Source organism: Leclercia sp. AS011 (assembly GCF_037152535.1).
Taxonomy (GTDB): domain Bacteria; phylum Pseudomonadota; class Gammaproteobacteria; order Enterobacterales; family Enterobacteriaceae; genus Enterobacter.
The window spans coordinates 2,161,756-2,184,435 of the sequence record NZ_JBBCMA010000001.1 but is presented as its reverse complement, the minus strand read 5'-3'; the positions used below and the strand labels follow the sequence as shown (position 1 = coordinate 2,184,435).

The window sequence follows — 22,680 nt, the reverse complement described above, 5'->3', positions numbered from 1 at the left end:
AGATGGATTTTTTTAGCACGCAAAACATTCTGGTACATATACCGATTGGTACCGGCGGCTATGACTTGTCATGGATTGAAGCCGTCGGCACGATTGCCGGTCTGCTCTGCATCTGGCTCGCCAGCCTCGAGAAGATCGTCAACTATGCATTTGGCCTGGTGAACGTCACGCTCTTCGCCATTATCTTCTTTCAGATCCAGCTGTATGCCAGCCTGCTGCTGCAGCTGTTCTTCTTTGTGGCCAATATCTATGGCTGGTACGCCTGGTCGCGGCAGAACAGTCAGCAGGAGGCGGAGCTACAGATCCGCTGGCTGCCGTTGCCGAAAGCTATCGGCTGGCTGGCCGCCTGCGTGGTCGCTATTGGCCTGATGACGATCTATATCGACCCGGTGTTCGCCTTCCTGACCCGCGTGGCGGTGTCGGTGATGAGCAGCCTGGGACTGAACGTCACTATGCCGGAGCTACAGCCTGACGCCTTCCCGTTCTGGGATTCGTGCATGATGGTACTGTCGATTGCCGCGATGATCCTGATGACCCGCAAATATGTCGAAAACTGGCTGCTGTGGGTGATCATCAATGTGATCAGCGTGGTGATTTTCGCCCTGCAGGGCGTTTATGCCATGTCGCTGGAGTATATGATCCTCACCTTTATTGCCCTGAACGGCAGCAGGATGTGGATTAACAGCGCGCGTGAACGGGGTTCCCACGCGCTGGCACCTTAGTGGTGATGATGGGCGTGGCCGGACTGGATCTCGTTGAGGTGGCAGTCCGGTCCGTTACAGGGGGTGTACTCCATCTGGATAGTGCTGTGTGCGATAGCGTAATGGTGCTCCAGAAAGTGCTGGATACGCCCCAGTAACGCATCATGATCGTGGGGTGGAATGACCTGTACATGTAGCGTCATCAGCGGTTTTTCTCCCACCATCCAGACGTGAACATGATGCACGTCGCGCACTTCAGGAATGGATCGGCTTAAGTCACGTTTCAGCGCCGGAATATCCAGCGACGCCGGGGCCCCTTCCAGCAACTCATTCACACTCTCCTGCAGTAATCGCCAGGCACTGCGTAACACCAGACACGAGACTAAAATCGACAGTATCGGGTCGATGGGCGTCCAGCCCGTCCAGAGGATCACCAGCGCCGCGGCGATGGCACCCACCGAACCCAGCAGATCCCCCAGCACATGCAGCGCCGCGGCCCGCACGTTGAGGTTTTTCTCCTGACTGCCACGATGCAAAATCCAGAATGCCAGAATATTGGCGATCAACCCGGCGACCGCCACCACCATCATGGTGACGCCCGCGACAGGCTGAGGATGGCGGAAACGCTGGAAGGCTTCCCAGACGATTAAAACGGTGATCAACACCAGCGCAATGGCATTGACGAAGGCGGCAAGGGTAGTGAGACGCAGCCAGCCAAACGTGCGGCCATGACTGGGCGGGCGACGGGCAAATACCACGGCCAGCAGCGCAAAGAGCAGGGCTGCGGCGTCCGTTAACATATGTCCGGCATCGGCCAGCAGCGCCAGCGAACCGGAAACCAGCCCGCCGATCACTTCGATGACCATGAAGGTAGCCGTAACGGCGAAGGCCAGCATCAGCCGTTTAGCATTGTCGTCCTGCGAAGAAGAGGCGTGCGAGTGGGAGTGCGCCATGAATATGATCCCGTTCCATTATTATTGTAAGTGTAGATTTTTTAACATTTTGCACAAAAAATAAAGGAGAGCCGTAGCTCTCCTTCATCATAACCGCATTCCCCTGAATTACTGGGTAGTGCCGTCAGTTTTTTGTTCTTGTGGAGTGCGTTCGGCATCCACTTTACCGGACTGATCCGGACATTTACCGTCTTTACACATCGAATTCTTGTGCTGATCGTCCTTGGTCATGCCGTCATTACCCATCTTGCTTGGGTCGTCATTACCCATGATGGAGTTGGAGCCACCGGTGGTAGAGCTATTGCCGCTACCGGTAGTGGTACCGTTGGTAGTAGCGTTCGTCCCATCGGGATTAAGCATGGTGCCGCTGCCGCCGCTACTGGTGGTACCCGTGGTGCCGGAACCGGTATTAATCTGGCTATTGCCGGTATTATTTGGCGCAATATTCTGACGCGCGTCAGGCGCTACCGCACCGGCGTCAGCGGCGGCGTTTGCCTGGCCGTTATTGCTGTCAGAGCCGGCGGCCGAATCAGCGGCCAGCGCAGCACCGCTTGCCATGGTGAGGGAAGCGGTCAGGAAAAGGGTTGCGAGTTTAGTCATTTTCATCATGCTGCTCCTGTTCTGGTCGTTATGTTCTGGATAACTTCTTTCCACAGTGCATATGCGAAATCGATACGGTGCTCAGTGGTTAAAGATGCCATGATCAATACTTAGGTCAGTATGGAATCGCGGTAAACGTAATAAATGCAGTGCATACAGTTAAAAAGTTTAGGGTGTATCTCGTTTTTCGCTACTTTGTGGCGTTTTTAAAGCGAATTCCAGGATTTATCTGTGCGTAGTGTAAAAGCGAGTTTACACTTCCTGACTGACAAGATAGATTGAAGGGATTGCATTCGTTTATAAAAATATGGCAACGCGGAAAGAAGATGAATTATCAGAATGACGATTTACGTATTAAAGAGATCAACGAGTTATTACCTCCTGTAGCGCTCCTTGAAAAGTTTCCTGCCACCGAAAATGCTGCTAACACCGTTTCTCATGCCCGTAAAGCGATCCATAAGATCCTGAAAGGCAATGACGATCGTCTGCTGGTGGTAATCGGTCCGTGCTCCATTCATGATCCTGCTGCGGCGAAAGAGTACGCGGCGCGTCTGCTGACGCTGCGCGAGGCGCTGAAGGATGAGCTGGAAATCGTCATGCGCGTCTACTTTGAAAAACCACGCACCACGGTGGGCTGGAAAGGGCTGATTAACGATCCGCATATGGACGGCAGCTTCCAGATTAACGACGGTCTGCGCATTGCCCGTAAGCTGCTGCTGGATATCAACGACAGCGGTCTGCCGGCGGCGGGTGAGTTCCTCGACATGATCACCCCGCAGTATCTGGCGGATCTGATGAGCTGGGGTGCCATTGGCGCACGTACCACTGAATCTCAGGTTCACCGTGAGCTGGCGTCCGGTCTCTCCTGCCCGGTCGGCTTTAAAAACGGCACCGACGGCACCATCAAAGTGGCAATCGACGCCATCAATGCTGCCGGAGCGCCGCACTGCTTCCTCTCCGTCACCAAATGGGGTCACTCCGCAATTGTGAACACCAGCGGTAACGGCGACTGCCATATCATTCTGCGCGGCGGCAAAGAGCCTAACTACAGCGCGGCACACGTCGCGGAAGTGAAGGCGGGTCTGGATAAAGCAGGCCTGGCGGCACAGGTGATGATCGACTTCAGCCATGCCAACTCCAGCAAGCAGTTCAAAAAGCAGATGGACGTCGGGACCGATGTCTGTCAGCAGATTGCCGGCGGTGAAAAGGCCATTATCGGGGTGATGATTGAAAGTCACCTGGTGGAAGGCAATCAGAATCTGGAAGGCAGCGAGCCGCTGGTTTACGGAAAGAGCGTCACCGATGCCTGCATCGGCTGGGACGATACCGAAACGGTGCTGCGTCAGCTGGCGAACGCGGTGAAAGCCCGTCGCGGATAAAAAAATGCCGGATAATCATCCGGCATTCAGAACCTAAGGCCCGGTCATCGCGACCGGGCTTTTTTATTACTTGGCTTTACCCTGGTTCGCAACGGCCGCCGCTTTAGCCGCGATTTCGTCAGCGTTACCCAGATAGTAGTGTTTGATTGGTTTGAAGTTTTCGTCGAACTCGTATACCAGCGGCACGCCGGTTGGGATGTTCAGTTCGAGGATTTCGTCTTCGCCCATGTTGTCCAGGTATTTCACCAGCGCACGCAGGGAGTTACCGTGAGCCGCGATGATCACGCGCTCGCCGCTTTTCAGGCGTGGCAGGATGGTTTCGTTCCAGTAAGGCACAACGCGATCGATGGTCAGCGCCAGGCTTTCGGTCTGTGGCAGTTCTGCATCGGTCAGTTTCGCGTAACGCGGGTCGTGGCCCGGGTAGCGCTCGTCATCTTTGGTCAGCTCTGGTGGTGTTACCGCGAAGCCGCGACGCCACTGCTTAACCTGCTCGTCACCGTATTTTTCTGCGGTTTCTGCTTTGTTCAGACCCTGCAGCGCACCGTAGTGACGCTCGTTCAGTTTCCAGGATTTCTCAACCGGCAGCCAGGCCTGATCCAGTTCGTCCAGCACGTTCCACAGGGTGTGGATGGCACGTTTCAGCACGGAGGTATACGCAAAATCGAAGCTGAAGCCTTCGTCTTTCAGCAGTTTACCCGCCGCTTTCGCTTCGCCAACGCCTTTCTCGGACAGGTCAACATCATACCAACCGGTAAAACGGTTTTCGTTGTTCCACTGGCTTTCGCCATGACGTACCAGAACCAGCTTAGTTACAGCCATATTTTACTCCTCCAGAACAAGCATTATTTGAATGATAACAATTCTCATTATATTGCCGCGGTTGAGCCGCGGGCAACGCTTAACCCTAACCATAGCGAAAATAGTGTCGCAGTGTAAGATGCTTGTGAATGAGGGGTTGTGATTTTGTCCGTAACTGGCGCTATTTTCAGCAAGATGGGCAAAAAAAAGCCCTCCAGTGGGAGGGCCAATTTTTATTGCGCAGTAAACTGATATTCCGTGACGCTGAGGTACTCTTCCCCCGGGCGCAGAATGCAGTCGGGCTGCGGCCATTCCGCGTGGTTCGGGCTGTCCGGCAGAAACTCGCTTTCCAGCGCCAGGCCTTGCCAGGCACGGTATTCACCATCTTCCCGCGCCGGCGTGCCGTCGAGGAAGTTACCGGAATAGAATTGCAGGGCAGGGGCGGTGGTGTAGACCGTCATCTGCAGCTTTTCATCGGCAGACCACAGGTGCGCCGCAGGCTGGCTCAGATCGCCCTGAGCATCGAGCAGGAACGCATGATCGTAACCTTTCACCTTGCGCTGATCGTCATCCGCCAGGAAATCCTGGGCAATCGCTTTGGTGGTGCGGAAATCAAAGCTGGTGTCTGCTACCGCTTTCAACCCTTCCTGCGGGATCCCCATTTCATCGACTGGCAGATAGCGCAGGGCCAGAAGTTGCAGTCTGTGGTTACGCACGTCGCTGCAGTCGCCGTCGAGGTTGAAGTAAGCGTGGTTGGTCAGGTTGACCGGGCAGGGCTTATCCACCGTGGCGCGGTAGGTAATGGCGATCCGGTTATCTTCCGTTAAGCGATAATGGACGCTCGTCTCGCAGTTGCCGGGGAAGCCCTGATCGCCATCCGGGGAGTGGAGAGTCAGCAGCGCTTCGCTATCGTTCTGCTGCGCAATGCGCCAGCGACGCTTGTCGAAGCCGTCCGGGCCGCCATGCAGCTGGTTTTCGCCCTGGCTTGGCAGCAGCGCATAGCCCACGCCGTCCAGCTCAAAGCGGCTTTTGGCGATGCGGTTGGCATAACGGCCCACCGACGCGCCAAGGAACGCGGTTTGTTCAGGGTATTGCTCAGGCGATGCGCAGCCGAGCAGGGTCTCACGCACGCTGCCGTCGCGCATCGGGACGCGGGCGGAAAGCAGCGTAGCGCCCCAGTCCATGAGCGTCACCACCATCCCCGCGCCGTTGCGCAGGGTTAACAGGCGGTACGGCAGGCCGTCAGGGGCGAGAACAGGGGTTTCGTTTAGCACTGGCCAGCTCCTTGTGAGGCGTTGCAAACATAGAAGGTCTCTTTGATGCCGGTTTTGGCTTCATACTGCTGCTCAACCGCTTGCTGAACTACCGGGACTAACGCCTCCGGCACCAGCGCCACTACGCAGCCGCCGAAGCCGCCCCCGGTCATACGCACGCCGCCCTGTTGGCCAATCGCCGCTTTAACAATCTCCACCAGGGTGTCGATCTGCGGGACGGTGATTTCGAAGTCATCGCGCATGGAGGCATGGGACTCGGCCATCAGCTCGCCCATCCGGCGCAGATCGCCTTTTTCCAGCGCGGTTGCCGCTTCCACGGTACGGGCGTTTTCGGTCAGGACGTGACGCACGCGTTTCGCCACCACCGGATCCAGCTCGTGGGCCACTTTATTGAACTCGGTGAGCGAGACGTCACGCAGCGCGGACTGCTGGAAGAAGCGCGCGCCGGTTTCACACTGTTCGCGGCGGGTGTTGTACTCGCTGCCCACCAGAGTGCGTTTGAAATTACTGTTAATGATGATCACCGCCGCGCCTTTTGGCAGGCTGACCGCTTTGGTGCCCAGCGAGCGGCAGTCGATCAGCAGCGCGTGGCCTTTTTTGCCCAGCGCCGAAATCAGCTGATCCATGATGCCGCAGTTACAGCCGACGAACTGGTTCTCCGCTTCCTGGCCGTTAAGAGCGATCTGCGCGCCGTCCAACGGCAGATGATACAGCTGCTGGAAGACGGTACCGACCGCCACTTCCAGCGAGGCGGAGGAGCTCAGCCCTGCGCCCTGCGGCACGTTGCCGCTGATCACCAGATCCGCGCCGCCGAAGTTTTTATTGCGCTTCTGCAGGTGTTTCACCACGCCGCGAACGTAGTTCGACCACTGCTGGCTGTCGTGCTGAACCACAGGCGCATCCAGCGAAAACTCGTCGATCTGGTTGTCGTAATCGGCCGCCAGTACGCGCACTTTGCGGTCGTCGCGTTTCGCGCAGCTGATCACCGTCTGGTAATCAATGGCGCAGGGCAGGACGAAACCATCGTTATAATCGGTGTGCTCGCCGATCAGGTTAACGCGGCCTGGAGCCTGAATAGCGTGAGTGGCAGGGTAGCCGAACTTTTCAGCAAACAGGGCGTGGGTTTTATCTTTCAGACTCATTGTTATTCTCCGGATTCGCGAAAATGGACATCACTCACGGCACGCAGACGCTCTGCGGCCTGTTCCGCCGTCAGGTCACGCTGGGTTTCCGCCAGCATCTCGTAGCCGACCATAAATTTACGTACGGTCGCGGAGCGCAGCAGCGGCGGATAAAAGTGGGCGTGCAGCTGCCAGTGTTGATTCTCTTCGCCATTAAAGGGCGCGCCGTGCCAGCCCATGGAGTACGGGAAAGAGCACTGGAACAGGTTGTCGTAACGGCTGGTCAGTTTTTTCAGCGCCAGAGCCAGATCGCTGCGCTGGGCTTCGCTCAGATCGGTGATCCGCAGAACCTGGGCTTTCGGCAGCAGCAGGGTTTCGAACGGCCACGCCGCCCAGTACGGCACCACGGCTAACCAGTGTTCGGTCTCCACCACGGTGCGGCTACCGTCGGCCAGCTCGCGCTGAACATAGTCCAGCAGCATCGGCGACTGATGCTCAGCGAAATAGGCTTTTTGCAGGCGATCTTCCCGCTCCACTTCGTTAGGCATAAAGCTGTTGGCCCACACCTGGCCGTGCGGATGCGGGTTGGAGCAGCCCATCGCCGCGCCTTTGTTCTCGAAGACCTGCACCCAGGGATAGCTCTGCCCCAGTTCGGCGGTCTGTTCCTGCCAGGTTTTCACTACCTCGGTCAGGGCTTCAACGCTCAGTTCCGGCAGGGTTTTACTGTGATCCGGCGAGAAGCAGATCACCCGGCTGGTGCCGCGGGCGCTTTCGCAGCGCAGGAGCGGATCGTCACTCTGCGGCGCGTCTGGCGTGTCGGTCATCAGGGCTGCAAAGTCGTTGGTGAAAACGAAGGTACCTTTGTAATCGGGGTTGATATCCCCGGTGACGCGGGTATTCCCCGGACAGAGGAAACAGTCCGGATCGTGCTGCGGCAGCGTCTGCTTAGCAGGCGTCTCCTGCGCCCCCTGCCAGGGGCGCTTGGCGCGATGCGGAGAGACCAGGATCCACTGCCCGGTTAACGGATTGAAACGACGATGTGGGTGATCGACGGGGTTAAATTGGGTCATGACAGATCCTTAGTCCGGGTAACCCTGCGGGTGGCGAGACTGCCAGCGCCAGGTATCCTGTGCCATTTCATCGAGCGTGCGCGAAACACGCCAGTTAAGCTCTTTCTCAGCCTTGGTGGCATCCGCCCAGTAGGCGGGCAGATCGCCGTCGCGACGCGGGGCAAAGTGATAGCTCACCGGTTTACCGCAGGCAGCGCTGAAGGCATTAACCACATCCAGCACGCTGCTGCCGACGCCTGCGCCGAGGTTATAAATATGCACCCCAGGTTTATCCGCCAGCTGCTGCATGGCCGCCACGTGTCCATCGGCGAGATCCATCACATGAATGTAGTCGCGCACGCCGGTACCGTCCGGAGTCGGGTAGTCGTTGCCAAATACCGCCAGCGAATCACGACGGCCCACTGCCACCTGGGCAATGTACGGCATCAGGTTATTCGGAATACCCTGCGGATCTTCGCCCATATCCCCTGACGGATGCGCACCCACCGGGTTGAAGTAGCGGAGCAGGGCGATGCTCCAGTCCGGCTGGGCTTTTTGCAGGTCGGTGAGGATCTGTTCCACCATCAGCTTGCTTTTGCCGTACGGGCTTTGCGGCGTCCCAGTCGGGAAGCTTTCGGCATAAGGGATTTGTGGCTGGTCGCCATAGACGGTGGCGGAGGAGCTGAAGATGAAGTTCTTCACGCCCGCCGCGCGCATGGCGGAGACCAGACGCAGCGTACCGTTGACGTTGTTGTCGTAATACTCCAGCGGTTTCGACACCGACTCGCCGACGGCTTTCAGCCCAGCGAAGTGGATCACCGCGTCAATGGCGTGATCGTGGAGGATCTCAGTCATCAGCGCTTCGTTACGAATATCGCCTTCAACAAAGGCAGGCTGTTTACCGGCCAGGCGTTCCATGACCGGCAGCACGCTGCGCTTACTGTTGCACAGGTTATCGAGGATGATGACGTCGTGGCCGTTTTGCAGCAGTTGCACACAGGTATGACTTCCTATGTAACCGCTACCACCTGTTACCAGAACTCGCATTTTTCGCTCCATTAGGCTTATGGTATGAGATAATCCTAGCATAACAGAGAGCAGGAAAGTGTGACATGGGATAAAATAGTGGAATCGTTTACACTGGATAAAACGCAGCTGCTCTCCGGCTAAAAAAGGATTGTAAATCAAAGCGTCCGGTCAGGGATGTTGCAGGTTATCCGAAAAAAGCGGGGGCGAGGCCCCCGTCAGGATGTCAGACCCGGCCCGTCTGGTAGCGGTAGCGCTCGCCGTCGGCGACGAACTCCAGGCGGTGGGTAATACAGGCGGGGGCATCTTCCGCATGGTGGGAGACAAACAGCAGTTGGGTTTCCCCTTCGCTAATCAGCACATCCACAAAGCGGCGAATCAGCTGACGGTTAAGCGGATCCAGCCCCTGCAAAGGCTCGTCGAGGATCAGCAGGGTCGGATGTTTCACCAGCGCGCGCACGATCAGCGCCAGCCGCTGCTGGCCCCACGACAGGCTGCTGAAGGGGGCATCCGCAACCCGGTTATCCATCCCAAGGATATCCAGCCACTGCTGCGCCAGCTTGTGCTGCTTGTCTGAAACCGCCTGATAAATCCCGATGGAGTCGAAATACCCCGACAGAATCACGTTGCGCACTGTGGTGCTGACCCGGTAGTCAAGGTGCAGGCTGCTGCTGACGTAGCCGATGTGCTTTTTGATATCCCAGATGGTTTCGCCGCTGCCGCGACGGCGGCCAAAGAGGGTGAGATCGTTGCTATAGCCCTGAGGATGATCGCCGGTAATCAGGCTCAGCAGGGTCGATTTCCCGGCGCCGTTAGGGCCGACAATCTGCCAGTGCTCGCCGGGATTCACCGTCCAGCTCAGATGGTCAAGGATCGGACGATCGTCATAGGACACCACGCCGTCATTAAGCACAATCCGCGGCTGATCCTGCGGCAGCGCATGGCGCACAGAGGGCGCATCCGGTTCGGGCAGAGTCACGCCGTTCAGTTTCTCACTGTGCGCCAGCTGGGCAATCAGGGCCTGCTTCAGCAGGGCCGCTTTTTCGCCCACCGCCGTCAGGCTGCAATCGGCCAGCACCCCGGCGTTCTGCACAAAATCGGGGATCTCGTCAAAACGGTTCAGGACCAGCACCAGGGTGTAACCCTGCTGATTGAGCGAGGCCAGCAGGTCCGCCAGCTGCGCGCGCGATTTGACATCGAGGCCATCGAAAGGCTCATCAAGGATCAGCAGCTCGGGTTCGGCCATCAGGGCCTGGCACAGCAGCGTTTTGCGGGTTTCGCCGGTCGAGAGATATTTAAAGCGTCGCTCCAGCAGATGAGCGATGCCGAACTGTTCCGCCAGCTGGTGGCAGCGGGCCTCGTCTTTGATCTCATCCTGGATGATTTCGGCGGCGGTGCGGCCGGTGTCCTCTTCGCCGGGGCTGAGGAGGTCGGTGTTGTTGCGCTGCCACTCGTCGCTGACCAGTTTTTGCAGCTGTTCAAAGGAGAGGCGGGTCAGGCGAGTAAACGTGCTCTGGCGTTCGCCCTTCAGCAGCGTCAGCTCCCCGGCCAGTGCCCGGGCGAGGGCAGACTTGCCGCTGCCGTTACTGCCAACGAACGCCCAGCTTTCACCGGCATTGAGCGTAAAATCCGCGAGCTGGAGCGTTCGGGTATCGCTAAGACGAAACGTGCCTTGCGAAATTTGCAATGATGACATGATTTATCCCATTTTTTGCAGCAATAAGCATCAGGGATACGCACTGTCGGGGCGAATGTCAATGCGCTTAGCACAACGTGGCGATAATCACCCGGTCAGCATTAAAATATGCGGTCGCCTCAGCACCTTCTTCTAAACCCTGACTCTGGGCCACAGGCAGGGTAGCGCACAGCGTCTGGCCATCGGGGAGGGTCATCAGCACTTCACACTGCTCGTCGCCGCGATCGATATGGTTGATGATCCCCGGCAGTTGGTTATCCGCCTGGTTCGCCGTTTCTCTGTCCTGAGTGATGCTGACCCAAGGAGCCTTCAGCAGCACCAGCACCTCTTTGCCCTCATCCAGCCCCAGCCGTTCGCCGCTCCGGGCGGTGAGGGCCACTTTCAGACGGGTGGTGCCGTCGGCGAGCAATACATCTACATGCTGCTGGACGCGATCGTCATCGCGGGCGGTGATCGTGCCAAACCACTGGTTGCGGGCGCTGGTCTGCAAGGAGAAACGCGAGATGGCACCGAGCAGGCTGTCCAGCGGCAGAGCGTCGTCGTCGCTTAACACATCGAAGGCTTTCTGCTGGATTTGCGCCAGCAGATCATAGAGCTGGATCAGCCGCTGACCGTAGCGTGTCAAGATCGCACCGCCGCCACCTTTACCGCCTGTCGCGCGATCGACCAGCGTCTGCTCGCTGAGGGTATTCATCTCATTGATGGCATCCCAGGCGCTTTTATAGCTAATGCCGGCATTCTTTGCCCCCTGACTGATAGAGCCGGTTTGCGCAATCTGTTTGAGCAGGGCGATGCGGCGAGGATCGGCAAACAATTTTTGCTGGAGACGTAGGGTGAGGAGAATTTCGGCCTGCATAACAATGTCCTGGCAAAAGGGTTATTGTGACGTAATTCGTTCGGGGCGCAAACTGTACCGCACAAAAGGGGATGTATTTCTCGCTTTTCCGGTTAGAATAAGGCATTCACATTGTCTGGAGAAAGCCATGTTAGAGTTGCTGAAAAGTCTGGTATTCGCCGTGATCATGGTGCCAGTGGTGATGGCTATCATCCTCGGTGCCATCTACGGCCTGGGTGAGGTGTTTAACATCTTTTCCAATATCGGCCACAGAAAACAGCCGAAAAAACAGCATTAAATCCCTTTAAAAACGCCCGGTTCCACCGGGCGTTTTGCTCTCAAGTTTCCCCCTCCCGCGCCGATATCATTTATGGCATCAATTTGATCTACTCCCGCATCGGTACCATTTAGCGCTGGGAAAACCCTGGGGTTATCGTTATATTGCATCGTATATAACGAAACTCAAAAGGAGTTAAAATGGCACGTACATGGTTACGCCTTTTCGCAGGGGCAACGCTGACGCTCACTCTGACCGGGCATGCCCTGGCGGATGAAGGCAAAATTACCGTCTTCGCGGCGGCATCCCTGACCAACGCGATGCAGGATATTGCGGCGGAGTATAAGAAAGAGAAAAACGTCGAGGTGGTGTCGTCCTTTGCCTCTTCCTCGACCCTGGCGCGTCAGATTGAAGCAGGCGCACCTGCCGATCTGTTTATCTCTGCCGATCAGAAGTGGATGGATTACGCCGTCGAGAAAAAAACGATGGATACCGCCAGCCGGGAAACCCTGCTGGGCAACAGCCTGGTGGTCGTGGCACCGAAAGAGAGTACCCAGGGCGAGATTGCCATCAGTAAAGAGACCAACTGGACCAGCCTGCTGAAAGAGGGGCGTCTGGCGGTGGGCGATCCGGAACACGTGCCGGCGGGCATTTATGCCAAAGAGGCGCTGCAGAAGCTGGGTGCCTGGGAGACGCTGTCAGCTAAACTGGCACCGGCGGAAGACGTGCGTGGTGCCCTTGCGCTGGTTGAGCGCAACGAAGCGCCGCTGGGGATCGTCTACGGTTCCGATGCGGTCGCCGGAAAAGGGGTGAAAGTGGTGGGCACCTTCCCGGAAGACTCCCATAAGAAAGTGGAATATCCTGTTGCCATCGTCGATGGACATAAAAACGCCACCGTCAGCGCCTTTTACGATTATCTGAAGGGGCCGCAGGCGTCGGCAATCTTTAAACGTTACGGATTTACGACTCACGAATGATATTGACCGATCCCGAATGGCAGGCCGTGCTGCTGAGCCTGAAAGTCTCTTCCCTCGCGGTTGCATGTAGTTTGCCCTTTGGGATCTTCTTCGCCTGGTTACTGGTTCGCTGTAAGTTTCCCGGCAAAGCGCTCCTCGACAGTGTGTTGCATTTGCCGCTGGTGCTGCCGCCGGTGGTGGTCGGTTATCTGCTGCTCATCGCCATGGGGCGTCGCGGGTTTATCGGTGAACGTCTGTACGAGTGGTTCGGCCTCAGCTTTGCCTTCAGCTGGCGCGGGGCGGTGCTGGCGGCGGCGGTGATGTCCTTCCCGCTGATGGTGCGGGCGATCCGCCTGGCGCTGGAAGGGGTCGACATGAAGCTCGAACAGGCCGCCCGCACGCTCGGTGCCGGGCGCTGGCGCGTCTTCATGACCATCACGCTTCCCCTGACGCTGCCGGGCATTATTGTCGGCACCGTGCTGGCCTTTGCCCGCTCGCTGGGCGAGTTTGGCGCAACCATTACCTTTGTCTCTAACATCCCCGGCGAAACGCGGACTATCCCGTCGGCGATGTATACCCTGATCCAGACCCCCGGTGGCGAAGGGGCCGCCGCGCGGCTTTGCATTATCTCCATTGTGCTGGCGATGGTGTCGCTGCTGGTGTCGGAATGGCTGGCCCGCCTGAGCCGTGAACGGATGGGGAACTGACCATGCTGGAACTCAATTTTACCCAGACCCTGGGCGAGCATTGCCTGACCCTCAACGAAACCCTGCCCGCCAGCGGGATCACCGCCATTTTTGGCGTCTCCGGCGCGGGGAAGACATCGCTGATCAACGCGATAAGCGGCCTGACCCGGCCCCAGTCCGGGCGGATCGTGCTTAACGATCGGGTGCTGAACGACGTCGAAAAACGCATTTATCTGGCACCGGAAAAGCGCCGGATCGGCTATGTCTTCCAGGATGCGCGGCTGTTTCCGCACTATAAGGTGCTGGGCAACCTGCGGTACGGCATGGCGAAAAGCATGGCCGGGCAGTTCGATAAGCTGGTGGCGCTGCTGGGCATTGAACACCTGCTTGATCGGCTGCCGTCCTCCCTCTCGGGTGGGGAAAAGCAGCGCGTGGCGATAGGCCGGGCGTTACTCACCGCCCCGGAGCTGCTGCTGCTGGATGAACCCCTGGCCTCGCTCGATATTCCCCGCAAGCGTGAGCTGCTGCCGTATCTGCAGCGCCTGGCGCGCGAAATCAATATTCCGATGCTGTACGTCAGCCACTCGCTGGATGAGATCCTGCATCTGGCCGATAAGGTGCTGGTGCTGGAAAACGGCAGCGTGAAAGCGTTCGGTAATCTGGAAGAGGTGTGGGGCAGCAGCGTAATGCACCCGTGGCTGCCGCAGGAGCAGCAGAGCAGCATTCTGAAGGTGAGCGTGCTGGAGCACCATCCGCACTACGCCATGACCGCGCTGGCCATTGGCGATCAGCATGTCTGGGTCAACAAGCTGGATAAACCCCTGCATACCAACCTGCGCATCCGTATTCAGGCGTCAGATGTGTCGCTGGTACTCCAGCCGCCGCTACAGAGCAGTATCCGTAACATTCTGCGCGCCAAAGTGGCCCAGTGTTACGACGATAACGGCCAGGTTGAGGTCCAGCTGGAAATTGGCAGCCGCACGCTGTGGGCGCGCATCAGCCCGTGGGCCAGGGATGAACTGGGGATCAAACCTGGCCTCTGGCTCTACGCTCAGATCAAGAGCGTGTCGATCACTACCTGATCACACCAGGTGGGTATAGATGAACTGCGCGATGCTGTCGGTAGTGTTGTCACCAATCACGATATTGGCACGCGCTTTGACGGCATCATCGGCATTACCCATCGCCACCCCGGTTCCGGCCGCTTCCAGCATGCTGATGTCATTGTAGTTATCGCCAAAGGCGATGACATCCTGCATTGACCCGCCGATGGATTCCACATACTGCGCCAGGCGTTTGCCCTTGCTGTTGCCTTTGCGGGCAATATCCACCTGATCGTGCCAGGACCATTCACACTCCAGGCCCAGCGTCTGCTCGACGTGTTTAGCGAAGGTATTCAGCTTGCCGGTGTCTTCATCGGTCAGGGCAAATTTCCAGATGGCATTAACGTCCCGGGCCGCCTGCGCCAGCGACGGTACCTGGGTGAACACCGGACGCTGCGCTTCCGGCAGCGACAGGGCCCAGTTGCTGGTGCGGATCACATGCCCGGTCGGGCGTTCGTACACCATCGCATCGTCGACATACATCAGGCCGTGAATGGCATGTTCATCGAGCAGATCGATCAGCTGCAGCGCCTGGTGAACCGGCAACGGATCGGCCTGCAGAACCTTTTTTGCTTGATAATCATACAAATAGGTACCATTACAACAAATTGCAGGTGTATCTAACGCCAGTGCCTGATAAAAAGGATGAATCGCAACATGATGTCGACCCGTCACGATGAGGAGCTGATACCCCACCTCCTGGGCACGCTTCAGGGCGTCGAGAGAAGAGGGGAGCAGGGTTTTTTGCGGGGTTAATAGCGTACCGTCTAAATCCAGTGCAATCACACGCGAGGTCATTTGATCTTCCGGGTTAATGTTGAAATGGCAGGATGTGCAGATGGTACACCCCGCGACTAAGGCTGCAAAATTCCTGGCTAAAATTCAGCATTCACCGTTAAAAAAGACTATCCTGGTACATTACTTTTACGCGCAGTGAGGAAAGGAGCATTCATGAAACAAACCGTTTATACCGCCAGTCCTGAGAGCCAGCAGATCCATGTCTGGCGTCTGAATCCCGAAGGTACACTCACCCTGGTTCAGGTCGTCGATGTTCCCGGCCAGGTTCAGCCGATGGTGATCAGCCCGGATAAACGTTTCCTGTATGTAGGCGTGCGTCCGGAGTTCCGTGTGCTGGCGTACCGTATCTCTCCTGACGATGGTGCCCTGACGTTCACCGCAGAAGCCGCTCTGCCGGGCAGCCCAACCCATATTTCAACCGATCTGCAGGGGCGCTTTATCTTTAGCGGCTCTTACAATGCCGGTTGCGTCAGCGTGACCCGCCTGGATGACGGCATTCCGACCGAGACCGTTGAGGTGGTTGAAGGGCTGGAAGGTTGCCACTCGGCCAACATCTCCCCGGATAACCGCACCCTGTGGGTTCCGGCGCTGAAACAGGATCGTATCTGCCTGTTCACGCTGGGCGACGACGGTAAGCTGGCTGCGCAAACGCCGGCCGAAGTGACCACCGTTGAGGGCGCTGGCCCGCGTCATATGGTCTTCCATCCGAATCAGCAGTACGCCTACGTGGTGAATGAGCTGAACTGCTCGGTGGATGTCTGGGCGCTGCGCGATCCGCACGGCAACATCGAGTGTGTACAGACTCTGGACATGATGCCGGCTGACTTCACCGATACGCGCTGGGGGGCGGATATCCACATCACGCCTGACGGACGCCACCTCTATACCTGCGACCGTACTTCAAGCCTGATCACCATTTTCAGCGTCTCTGAAGATGGTAGCGTGCTGGCCATCGAAGGCTTCCAGCCGACCGAGACCCAGCCGCGCGGCTTTAACGTCGATCACAGCGGTAAATTCCTGATTGCTGCGGGGCAAAAATCGCACCATATCGCGCTGTATGAGATTCAGGGCGAGCAGGGGCTGCTTGAAGAGAAGGGACGTTACGCCGTTGGCCAGGGGCCAATGTGGGTGGTGGTTAACGCTTACTAAGGCGGACGAAATAAAAAAACCTCGCAATTGCGAGGTTTTTTATACCCGGTGGTAGCCGGGTGAGCACATCGGAAACACCAACCTCAATATCTTAATCCCCAACCTGATGCTATGTAAAATCTACCCGTAGCCACGATGTAGCGCGATTCGGTGTCTTTCATGTTATCATTTTGAAAAATAACGTTATTTTTACAAAAGTAAACGAATTCCGAATATAAGCCAAACTGTTTTTATACACAGTATTCAGACGTTATAGTGTTGTCGTTGGTTCGATGTGAGCAGCTCCGCAAATCAGGTTTCTTTAAAGTCCTGGCTGGCGGGTGGTGCCGTCAGTGCCTTAACTGTGGAGCACATCGGTAACACCAACACCCACTGGCGACAGGCAGCGGAAGGGTAAGTCAGTGGAAGTGCTCCTGACCAAAGGAGTGGCGTATGAGCAGTATGGGATGGGTAATTCTGTTCCTGCAACTCATGGTTGCAGTATTGCAACTGCTGGATGCGTATCTTAAAACCGGTGCCTGACGTGCCCAGCCGCAGCATTAAGGGGGAGTAACTCCCCCTTTTTGCTAATCCTGTTACTGCTTCGGCTCTGCGATCACTTTGCTGCCGACACCGCGGTTGTTGTATTCCCACATGCGGTTGAAGTTAGCGTCGTTCAGGTTGCGCTGCACGTTGCCTTTGTCATCCACCGCACCGGTATTACCCGCATACGGACGCTGAGAGATAGCCGCGTTGCCCCAGGGTTTCGCCATGTTAAAGCCTTCGTTGATCACGCTATCGCGGATCACCACCTGACCGTTAGAGGCAGAATCCACATCCAGCGAGCGACCCAGCTGTGCCACGCCGTCACCCATTGCGGTGAAGCGGCTGTTTACTGCCAGGAAGCCGTAGAACATGTTCGACAGGGTGGCCGGTGCAAAGACATAGCCTTCCTGTTGGGTACGGGTATTCATCACGCGGAAATCGGTGTTATCAAACACCACCGCACCGCGACCGGAGACAATATCCACATCGCCTTCAATGTAGCTATTGGTTACCAGCGTACGGGTGATGCGGTTGTTTTTCAGGGTGTTCTCGACGCCGCTGTTGGTGACGAAGAAGGTGTTCTGACGGCCCAGAATATTCACCTTGTCGATCTGCACCTGATCGCCATCGCTGCGCAGGGCTACCGCCTGGTGGTTACCGGCATCCACGCTGTCACCGAGATTGTTTTCAATCGTCAGGTTCTGCAGCTGCAGGCCGTTGTTCTGCGACCAGAAGACCGCCGAACACATCACGCCAACGGTGGCGCTGTGCTTGCTCTGGCAGCGGTCAAACATGTACCAGGCCGGTTTGCCAGGCATGTATTTCCCGGCCGGATTGACCAGACGACGCCAGGTGGTGGTATCCATCTCAGAGTCGATCGCCAGACCAATTTTTACATCAATCGGTTTGTCGCCCGTACCGTACAGGGTCACGCTACCCGGTGCGGCAGGCACATACACGGTACCTTCGTACTCGCCGGGTAAAATGGCGATGTACTGACGGGAGCTGCTGTGCTTAGCAATGGCGGCATCGACGGCTGCCTGAATGGTGGTATGCGTAACGCCCTGGGTTCCCGCCGGGCCAACCACAAAGTTTGGCTGCTCTGGCAAACGAATGGCGTAAGGACTCCACGGTGCCGCGTTAGGATCCATGGCCGTGAAGTAGCGAGCCTGCTGGAAGTTTTTCGCTTCATCAGCGGAAAGGATCGGTCGAGAAGCCGTGCCTGGCGCGGCCTGTTCAGAAGGCAGTTGATCCGGCGGAGTAGAGCTGCACGCAGACAACGTCACGCCAAATGCGAGGGCCAGTGCCAGACGAGAAATCCTGGAAATGTTCAAGGGAAAGCTCCTGCTAAGCATATCAATAGGGGGATAACCGAAATAGCCTGCTTTTTTATACTAAGTTGAGCGAAACGGGAAGATTAAAAGGCTAAAAGTACATCTAACTAAAACTTAGATTGAAAACTTAGAAAACCTTTGTGTGGCGCAGCCTACAAGGGTTTCATCTAACTTTTGGCCCATTTATCTATTTTTCACAACTTTTCAGTCAGCAGACTTTAGGTATCAAGCATCAAAATTTAGATAAGGATTACACATCATTTATCTAAAAATTACGAGATAGATCGCATGATGGTCGTTGCAAATTGCAACTAACTAGCTTTCTAATCGTATTCTACTTGACCACCGTGCGCACATTACAGATAAGCGCGGTTCTGAGCAAACGTGATTAAAGATTTTTACTCGTGACATGGTGACGTGCTGAGTAATTGTGCAACATTTGAACATTACTCAAAGGTAAGTGGGCTAGTGATCTGCCCGCAAGAGTGAATACAACCATCAGTTGGTAATACGTGTTTTCTTACTATCTGATGTCCCATTTTGCCACCGAGCTGCAAGCTCTGGTGGAGTCTGACAATTCAGTGCTGAAGCTTCATCGTCGATAGATAGCCACGAAATAGTGAAATGCTGTTTAGAACACGAGTCACCTGAACACCTGAAATCCTAAAAAAACGGCGGTGACAGGCAGGCACTCCTTCGTGAAATCAACCACGCAGCTTAAGCGCTTAATGTCGCGACCGCTGGTAATTTCATCTATGACAAAACCCATCTATCAGGTCAGGTTAAACGCATCTGGGCTAGAAGCTGAAACTAATAGATTAAATGATATCCATATTAGTTAGTTGAGAATAGGAATGCATCTATAACCTGTTGATATAATGAGTGTATTTTCAATGAATTAGTGTTCTCTTTTACTGAGGAGGTTGATTGGTGGCTTTCATTAAAATCCATTTCAAGAGAAAAGTTCTCTTCTTTATTCGTATTATTATTCTGCTTTCTTTCTAGCGATTCGAATAAATTACCACTTGTTTTTTTTGATGGTGATTCATGCGATTCCTGCAAAATTTTATAATCTTCAGGTAAATCCTTAACTAACCTTTCCGAGTATAAGGTTAATTCTTCTGTAGCTATCGTAAATAACCAAGCCTCCTGATTTTTTCTTTGATTTACACGAAGAATACGACCAAGCACCTGTCTAAAGTAAAGTTCAGTTTTAATGGAGCTCAGGTGGCAACAGACCTGAAGCCGTGGGATATCTGTACCCTCACTGATCATACCGACACTAACAATCCATTCGGTAGTTCCTTGACGATATTGCTTTATCTTTGAAAGGGCTTCTTTATCATGATAGGTCACTATAGTGGCGCTTTGGCCAAACTCATTTTCCAGAAGATTCATCAGTTTGTACGCATGCACTACTGATGAAGCAACCACTAGTCCACCTGCATCAGAGTTGACCATTCTTATTTCGCGAAGTTTTTCACATCCGGCTTTAATGACATAGCTCATTGCCTTTGGATGCCAAAGTATTGATTGATAAGAAACTAAATTTTCATTCAGTATCTCTACAATGGAGCCGAAATCTTTTGTGGTTTCCTCTGAGGAATAAACTAAATTATCACTATTAATAAGAGCAATTTTGGGCTTACGGCAAACATTATCTATAATGGCTTCATGTAGGCCATACACGTAATCACAGCAGATCTCACCGTCCGGATCGGTGTAATTTGATAATACTATTGGTACATTATCAGTTCGCCATGGAGTTCCGGTTAATGCCAATGTATAGCTTGCACATTTTTGAATTAGAGTAAGTATTTCCCCTCCCCAAACATTGGCATTATCGAGAGTATCGCCAGAGCAATGATGGATTTCGTCAAAAATTATTAATAACCGGTGTCGTTGTAATGATTCCCAGAATTTTTTGTCAAAATACATGAGGTTGTGATAGGTAAAAGCAGTTCCAACAGATCCGAGGCCTCCACAAAAGCTACTTTGTAATCTATGAGAGAATGTGCTTTTTATCGATGAAACCACTGCTGTTGAAGGGGCAAAGCATATGATGATATCTACCAAATTGAGTTCTAGCATTCGCTTTGCAACCTCAGCTGCCATCACTGTTTTACCGGCACCTGGGCAAGCAAGGCATAAAAAATGTGGTGATCCAGATTGATATTTACCTAGTACTGCATCTACGCACTGACTCTGCCATTCCCTCAGCATAAAGGATGCTCATTGTTATGCTGCCCAAGCACTTTTGACAAAGCCGTCACTCTACCAAGTAATGCAGCCGACTGATTTTTTGCCAGCTGATAGAGGCCTTTCAGATAGCTTTTCTTTGTTGGAAATCGCTCCATAAGTGACTGATACTCTTCAATTTCGCTAAGAACAACAGCGAGCCTCGCCTCATGAATAAGTTTTTCTTTCTTAATATCATTCAAAAAGTTATCTACATCAGATGCTGCTGACTCAACTGTTGCAGACACAGCTTGAAGGCGGGAATTCTTGGGTATTTTTCCCGATGTGAATGTAGTGGAATAGAAGAGGTCCGTTTTTTTGTAAAATTTCTTGGAACGCCCATCAATTTTCTCAATTTTACATATAAATCCTAATGCCTCTAATCGGAGAAGCTGGCGGTAGATGAACTTTCTGGCTTCGCCCACCTGGCTGTATTCATCCGTGATTTTCAGTAATGCATCCTTTAGTTGAGTAGCACTAAACTCTTTAAAATCCTTATCTATCAATAAATTATAAATATAGGGATGCAATTTTACTGCAGACTTCATTAACAAAATTCCAAACTCATAAACTTAGGATTGCTAAGTATACAGAAACTGGTGAAACTTAGACAATCTAAGCACACTAGGGCAATGATGATGATTAAGTGGCTCACCCAAACCCGATACCTGACAGGCTCAAAACAGCCAGAACCAAAGCCGGAATCACTCAGCGAGAATTGGGTATCCGAATTGGCATGGAACCAAGTTCAGCGAGTGGTCGTATGAACCATTATGAGAAAGGAAGGCATATCCCAGATATAGATACCCTTAAGCGCATGGCCGATGAGCTTGGCGTTCCCATAAACTACTTCTTTTGTGAAAGCGAGCAGACAGCGGAACTAGCCCGGCTGATAGCAAACATGACTGAAACAGAGCAAGCAGCTCTGATTGCTGAACTTAACAATAAGCAGCCATAGTGCTATGGGCTAAGCTAAAAGCATAGGGTTGAGCAAAGATGAAGTGTCCGCTGAGTGCCAATAGCGGACGTTGTTAAGCTCATGCAGTATGGATTCACGAATAACAGACGTTATATTTTGTCCTGATTGACACGGGATGAAAGCTCCTGATGGCTCTCTTTTCGCTCGCTGTAACGATCCGCAAGATAACCGGTTTGTCCCTTAAGCAGCAGTGTGATTTTAAACAGCTCCTCGGCTACATCGACGATGCGGTCATACCATGACGAAGGTTTCATTCGGCCGTTTTCGTCGAACTCTTGCCATGCCCTGGCTACGGAAGACTGGTTGGGTATCGTAAACATCCGCATCCAGCGGCCCAGAATACGCATCTGGTTCACTGCATTGAAGGACTGGGAACCACCGCAGACCTGCATTACCGCAAGTGTTTTGCCCTGCGAAGGACGAACCGCGCCTTCACTTAAGGGTATCCAGTCAATCTGCGCCTTCATAACTGCGCTCATAGCCCCGTGCCGTTCCGGAGAACTCCACACCATCCCGTCACACCATCTGACCAGACCGCGCAGCTCGGTGACTTTAGGGTGCGTGTCCGGCGCATCATCCGGCAGGGGTAAACCGGAGGGGTTAAAGCGTTTTACCTCCGCGCCCATCGCCGTCAGCAGGCGACCAGCTTCTTCCGCGGCAAAACGGCTGTAGGAGCGCTCTCTTACTGAGCCATACAGAATCAGAATCCGTGGTGGCTCCTGCAGGTGCAGACGTTCAGCGATGTGTTGATCAAAGCATTCGGTGTTCAGGGCAGGAAATTGTTCCATTTTTCTCCTCCGGACAGACCAGATGATTTCAAAGTTAATACATATGATTTACCATATGTATATTCTAAAGGGAATGGAGTGACAAATGCTACAACCTGTTCAGCTTTTCAAAATCCTGTCGGATAAAACACGGCTCACCATCGTCATGCTTCTCCGGGAGTCCGGTGAACTGTGCGTCTGCGATATCTGCGCGGCCACCTCTGAATCACAGCCAAAAATCTCGCGACATATGGCTATCCTTCGTGAGGCCGGGCTGGTACTTGACCGTCGTGAAGGCAAATGGATCCACTATCGTCTGTCACCCCACATACCAGCGTGGGCAGCTGAGACAATCACAACGTCCTGGCAGTGTATGCGGGAGGATGTGCGTGAATGGCTGGATAAATCAGCCTGCACCTCCTGCTGAGGCAGGAAG

Annotated in this window: 24 protein-coding genes and 1 pseudogene; 10 read left to right on the top strand and 15 right to left on the bottom strand. The window is 54.5% G+C overall.

The window, feature by feature from the left end; all coding sequences use genetic code 11:
• Nucleotides 1-2: 2 nt before the first annotated feature.
• The gene (gene pnuC / locus WFO70_RS10360; protein ID WP_337015987.1) at nucleotides 3-722 is read left to right on the top strand and encodes a nicotinamide riboside transporter PnuC; all 720 of its coding nucleotides are present in this window, start codon (nucleotides 3-5) and stop codon (nucleotides 720-722) included.
• Here pnuC and zitB read toward each other — a convergent pair.
• Nucleotides 719-1,654, bottom strand: coding sequence for a CDF family zinc transporter ZitB (gene zitB / locus WFO70_RS10355; protein WP_337015985.1), 936 nt, complete (start codon nucleotides 1,652-1,654; stop codon nucleotides 719-721). The two genes, pnuC and zitB, sit on opposite strands and share 4 nt — an antisense overlap.
• 108 nt (nucleotides 1,655-1,762) lie before the next feature.
• Nucleotides 1,763-2,260 carry a protein YbgS gene (locus tag WFO70_RS10350; protein WP_337016654.1) on the bottom strand — a complete coding sequence of 166 codons (498 nt, stop codon included), beginning with the start codon at nucleotides 2,258-2,260 and terminating at the stop codon, nucleotides 1,763-1,765.
• Nucleotides 2,261-2,580: 320 nt separating this feature from the next.
• On the opposite strand from WFO70_RS10350, the gene aroG reads away from it, so the two are divergent.
• On the top strand, nucleotides 2,581-3,633 hold the full coding sequence (aroG, locus tag WFO70_RS10345) for a 3-deoxy-7-phosphoheptulonate synthase AroG (protein WP_039029350.1): 1,053 nt from the start codon (nucleotides 2,581-2,583) through the stop codon (nucleotides 3,631-3,633).
• Between the two features lie 66 nt (nucleotides 3,634-3,699).
• On the opposite strand, the gene gpmA is transcribed toward aroG, so the two are convergent.
• The 7 genes from gpmA to modE all read right to left on the bottom strand — a co-directional run bounded on the left by gpmA (nucleotide 3,700) and on the right by modE (nucleotide 11,453).
• Nucleotides 3,700-4,452, bottom strand: coding sequence for a 2,3-diphosphoglycerate-dependent phosphoglycerate mutase (gene gpmA, locus WFO70_RS10340; protein ID WP_032617105.1), 753 nt, complete (start codon nucleotides 4,450-4,452; stop codon nucleotides 3,700-3,702).
• 212 nt (nucleotides 4,453-4,664) lie between these two features.
• Nucleotides 4,665-5,705 carry a galactose-1-epimerase gene (galM, locus tag WFO70_RS10335; protein ID WP_337015983.1) on the bottom strand — a complete coding sequence of 347 codons (1,041 nt, stop codon included), beginning with the start codon at nucleotides 5,703-5,705 and terminating at the stop codon, nucleotides 4,665-4,667.
• Nucleotides 5,699-6,847 (bottom strand): galactokinase, encoded by a 1,149-nt coding sequence (gene galK, locus WFO70_RS10330; RefSeq protein WP_337015981.1) that lies wholly within the window; start codon nucleotides 6,845-6,847, stop codon nucleotides 5,699-5,701. Before galK ends, galM begins: the two co-directional genes overlap by 7 nt.
• Nucleotides 6,848-6,849: 2 nt before the next feature.
• Entirely contained in the window at nucleotides 6,850-7,896 is a 1,047-nt protein-coding gene (gene galT / locus WFO70_RS10325; protein WP_337015980.1) for a galactose-1-phosphate uridylyltransferase, read from the bottom strand.
• A 9-nt stretch (nucleotides 7,897-7,905) separates the two neighbouring features.
• Nucleotides 7,906-8,922 carry a UDP-glucose 4-epimerase GalE gene (gene galE, locus WFO70_RS10320; RefSeq protein ID WP_337015979.1) on the bottom strand — a complete coding sequence of 339 codons (1,017 nt, stop codon included), beginning with the start codon at nucleotides 8,920-8,922 and terminating at the stop codon, nucleotides 7,906-7,908.
• Between the two features lie 205 nt (nucleotides 8,923-9,127).
• A complete protein-coding gene (gene modF / locus WFO70_RS10315) occupies nucleotides 9,128-10,597 on the bottom strand; it encodes a molybdate ABC transporter ATP-binding protein ModF (protein ID WP_337015978.1) in 1,470 nt (489 codons plus the stop codon).
• A 67-nt stretch (nucleotides 10,598-10,664) separates the two neighbouring features.
• Complete coding sequence (modE, locus tag WFO70_RS10310) at nucleotides 10,665-11,453, bottom strand: molybdenum-dependent transcriptional regulator (protein ID WP_337015977.1); 789 nt, start codon at nucleotides 11,451-11,453, stop codon at nucleotides 10,665-10,667.
• A gap of 127 nt (nucleotides 11,454-11,580) precedes the next feature.
• Here modE and WFO70_RS10305 point away from each other — a divergent pair, with 127 nt between their 5' ends.
• The 4 genes from WFO70_RS10305 (at nucleotide 11,581) to modC (ending at nucleotide 14,433) form a co-directional block, all read left to right on the top strand.
• A complete protein-coding gene (locus tag WFO70_RS10305; protein WP_039029358.1) occupies nucleotides 11,581-11,730 on the top strand; it encodes an AcrZ family multidrug efflux pump-associated protein in 150 nt (49 codons plus the stop codon).
• Nucleotides 11,731-11,909: 179 nt separating this feature from the next.
• Entirely contained in the window at nucleotides 11,910-12,686 is a 777-nt protein-coding gene (modA, locus tag WFO70_RS10300; protein ID WP_337015976.1) for a molybdate ABC transporter substrate-binding protein, read from the top strand.
• On the top strand, nucleotides 12,683-13,372 hold the full coding sequence (modB, locus tag WFO70_RS10295) for a molybdate ABC transporter permease subunit (protein ID WP_337015975.1): 690 nt from the start codon (nucleotides 12,683-12,685) through the stop codon (nucleotides 13,370-13,372). Before modA ends, modB begins: the two co-directional genes overlap by 4 nt.
• 2 nt (nucleotides 13,373-13,374) lie before the next feature.
• Nucleotides 13,375-14,433, top strand: a complete 1,059-nt coding sequence (gene modC / locus WFO70_RS10290; protein ID WP_337015973.1) for a molybdenum ABC transporter ATP-binding protein ModC — start codon at nucleotides 13,375-13,377, stop codon at nucleotides 14,431-14,433.
• Here modC and WFO70_RS10285 read toward each other — a convergent pair whose 3' ends face one another.
• A complete protein-coding gene (locus WFO70_RS10285) occupies nucleotides 14,434-15,252 on the bottom strand; it encodes a pyridoxal phosphatase (RefSeq protein WP_337015972.1) in 819 nt (272 codons plus the stop codon).
• Between the two features lie 153 nt (nucleotides 15,253-15,405).
• On the opposite strand from WFO70_RS10285, the gene pgl reads away from it, so the two are divergent.
• Nucleotides 15,406-16,401 (top strand): 6-phosphogluconolactonase, encoded by a 996-nt coding sequence (pgl, locus tag WFO70_RS10280; protein ID WP_337015971.1) that lies wholly within the window; start codon nucleotides 15,406-15,408, stop codon nucleotides 16,399-16,401.
• Between the two features lie 432 nt (nucleotides 16,402-16,833).
• Entirely contained in the window at nucleotides 16,834-16,923 is a 90-nt protein-coding gene (gene tisB / locus WFO70_RS10275) for a type I toxin-antitoxin system toxin TisB (protein WP_142488739.1), read from the top strand.
• Between the two features lie 53 nt (nucleotides 16,924-16,976).
• Here the strand turns inward: tisB and WFO70_RS10270 are convergent, their stop codons facing one another.
• The 4 genes and pseudogenes from WFO70_RS10270 to WFO70_RS10255 all read right to left on the bottom strand — a co-directional run bounded on the left by WFO70_RS10270 (nucleotide 16,977) and on the right by WFO70_RS10255 (nucleotide 21,046).
• Nucleotides 16,977-18,281, bottom strand: a complete 1,305-nt coding sequence (locus tag WFO70_RS10270; protein ID WP_442913360.1) for a putative acyl-CoA thioester hydrolase — start codon at nucleotides 18,279-18,281, stop codon at nucleotides 16,977-16,979.
• Nucleotides 18,282-18,850: 569 nt separating this feature from the next.
• A pseudogene (locus WFO70_RS22500) lies at nucleotides 18,851-19,029 on the bottom strand (IS3 family transposase); the annotation flags it as partial.
• A 65-nt stretch (nucleotides 19,030-19,094) separates the two neighbouring features.
• The gene (locus WFO70_RS10260) at nucleotides 19,095-20,483 is read right to left on the bottom strand and encodes a DEAD/DEAH box helicase (RefSeq protein ID WP_337015968.1); all 1,389 of its coding nucleotides are present in this window, start codon (nucleotides 20,481-20,483) and stop codon (nucleotides 19,095-19,097) included.
• The gene (locus tag WFO70_RS10255) at nucleotides 20,477-21,046 is read right to left on the bottom strand and encodes a hypothetical protein (protein WP_312077880.1); all 570 of its coding nucleotides are present in this window, start codon (nucleotides 21,044-21,046) and stop codon (nucleotides 20,477-20,479) included. Before WFO70_RS10255 ends, WFO70_RS10260 begins: the two co-directional genes overlap by 7 nt.
• A 98-nt stretch (nucleotides 21,047-21,144) precedes the next feature.
• On the opposite strand from WFO70_RS10255, the gene WFO70_RS10250 reads away from it, so the two are divergent.
• Nucleotides 21,145-21,456, top strand: coding sequence for a helix-turn-helix domain-containing protein (locus tag WFO70_RS10250; RefSeq protein ID WP_312077879.1), 312 nt, complete (start codon nucleotides 21,145-21,147; stop codon nucleotides 21,454-21,456).
• 110 nt (nucleotides 21,457-21,566) lie between these two features.
• On the opposite strand, the gene arsH is transcribed toward WFO70_RS10250, so the two are convergent.
• On the bottom strand, nucleotides 21,567-22,265 hold the full coding sequence (arsH, locus tag WFO70_RS10245) for an arsenical resistance protein ArsH (protein WP_262671742.1): 699 nt from the start codon (nucleotides 22,263-22,265) through the stop codon (nucleotides 21,567-21,569).
• Between the two features lie 85 nt (nucleotides 22,266-22,350).
• Here arsH and WFO70_RS10240 point away from each other — a divergent pair, with 85 nt between their 5' ends.
• A complete protein-coding gene (locus WFO70_RS10240; protein WP_023479906.1) occupies nucleotides 22,351-22,671 on the top strand; it encodes a transcriptional regulator in 321 nt (106 codons plus the stop codon).
• The last annotated feature ends 9 nt before the right edge of the window (nucleotides 22,672-22,680 follow it).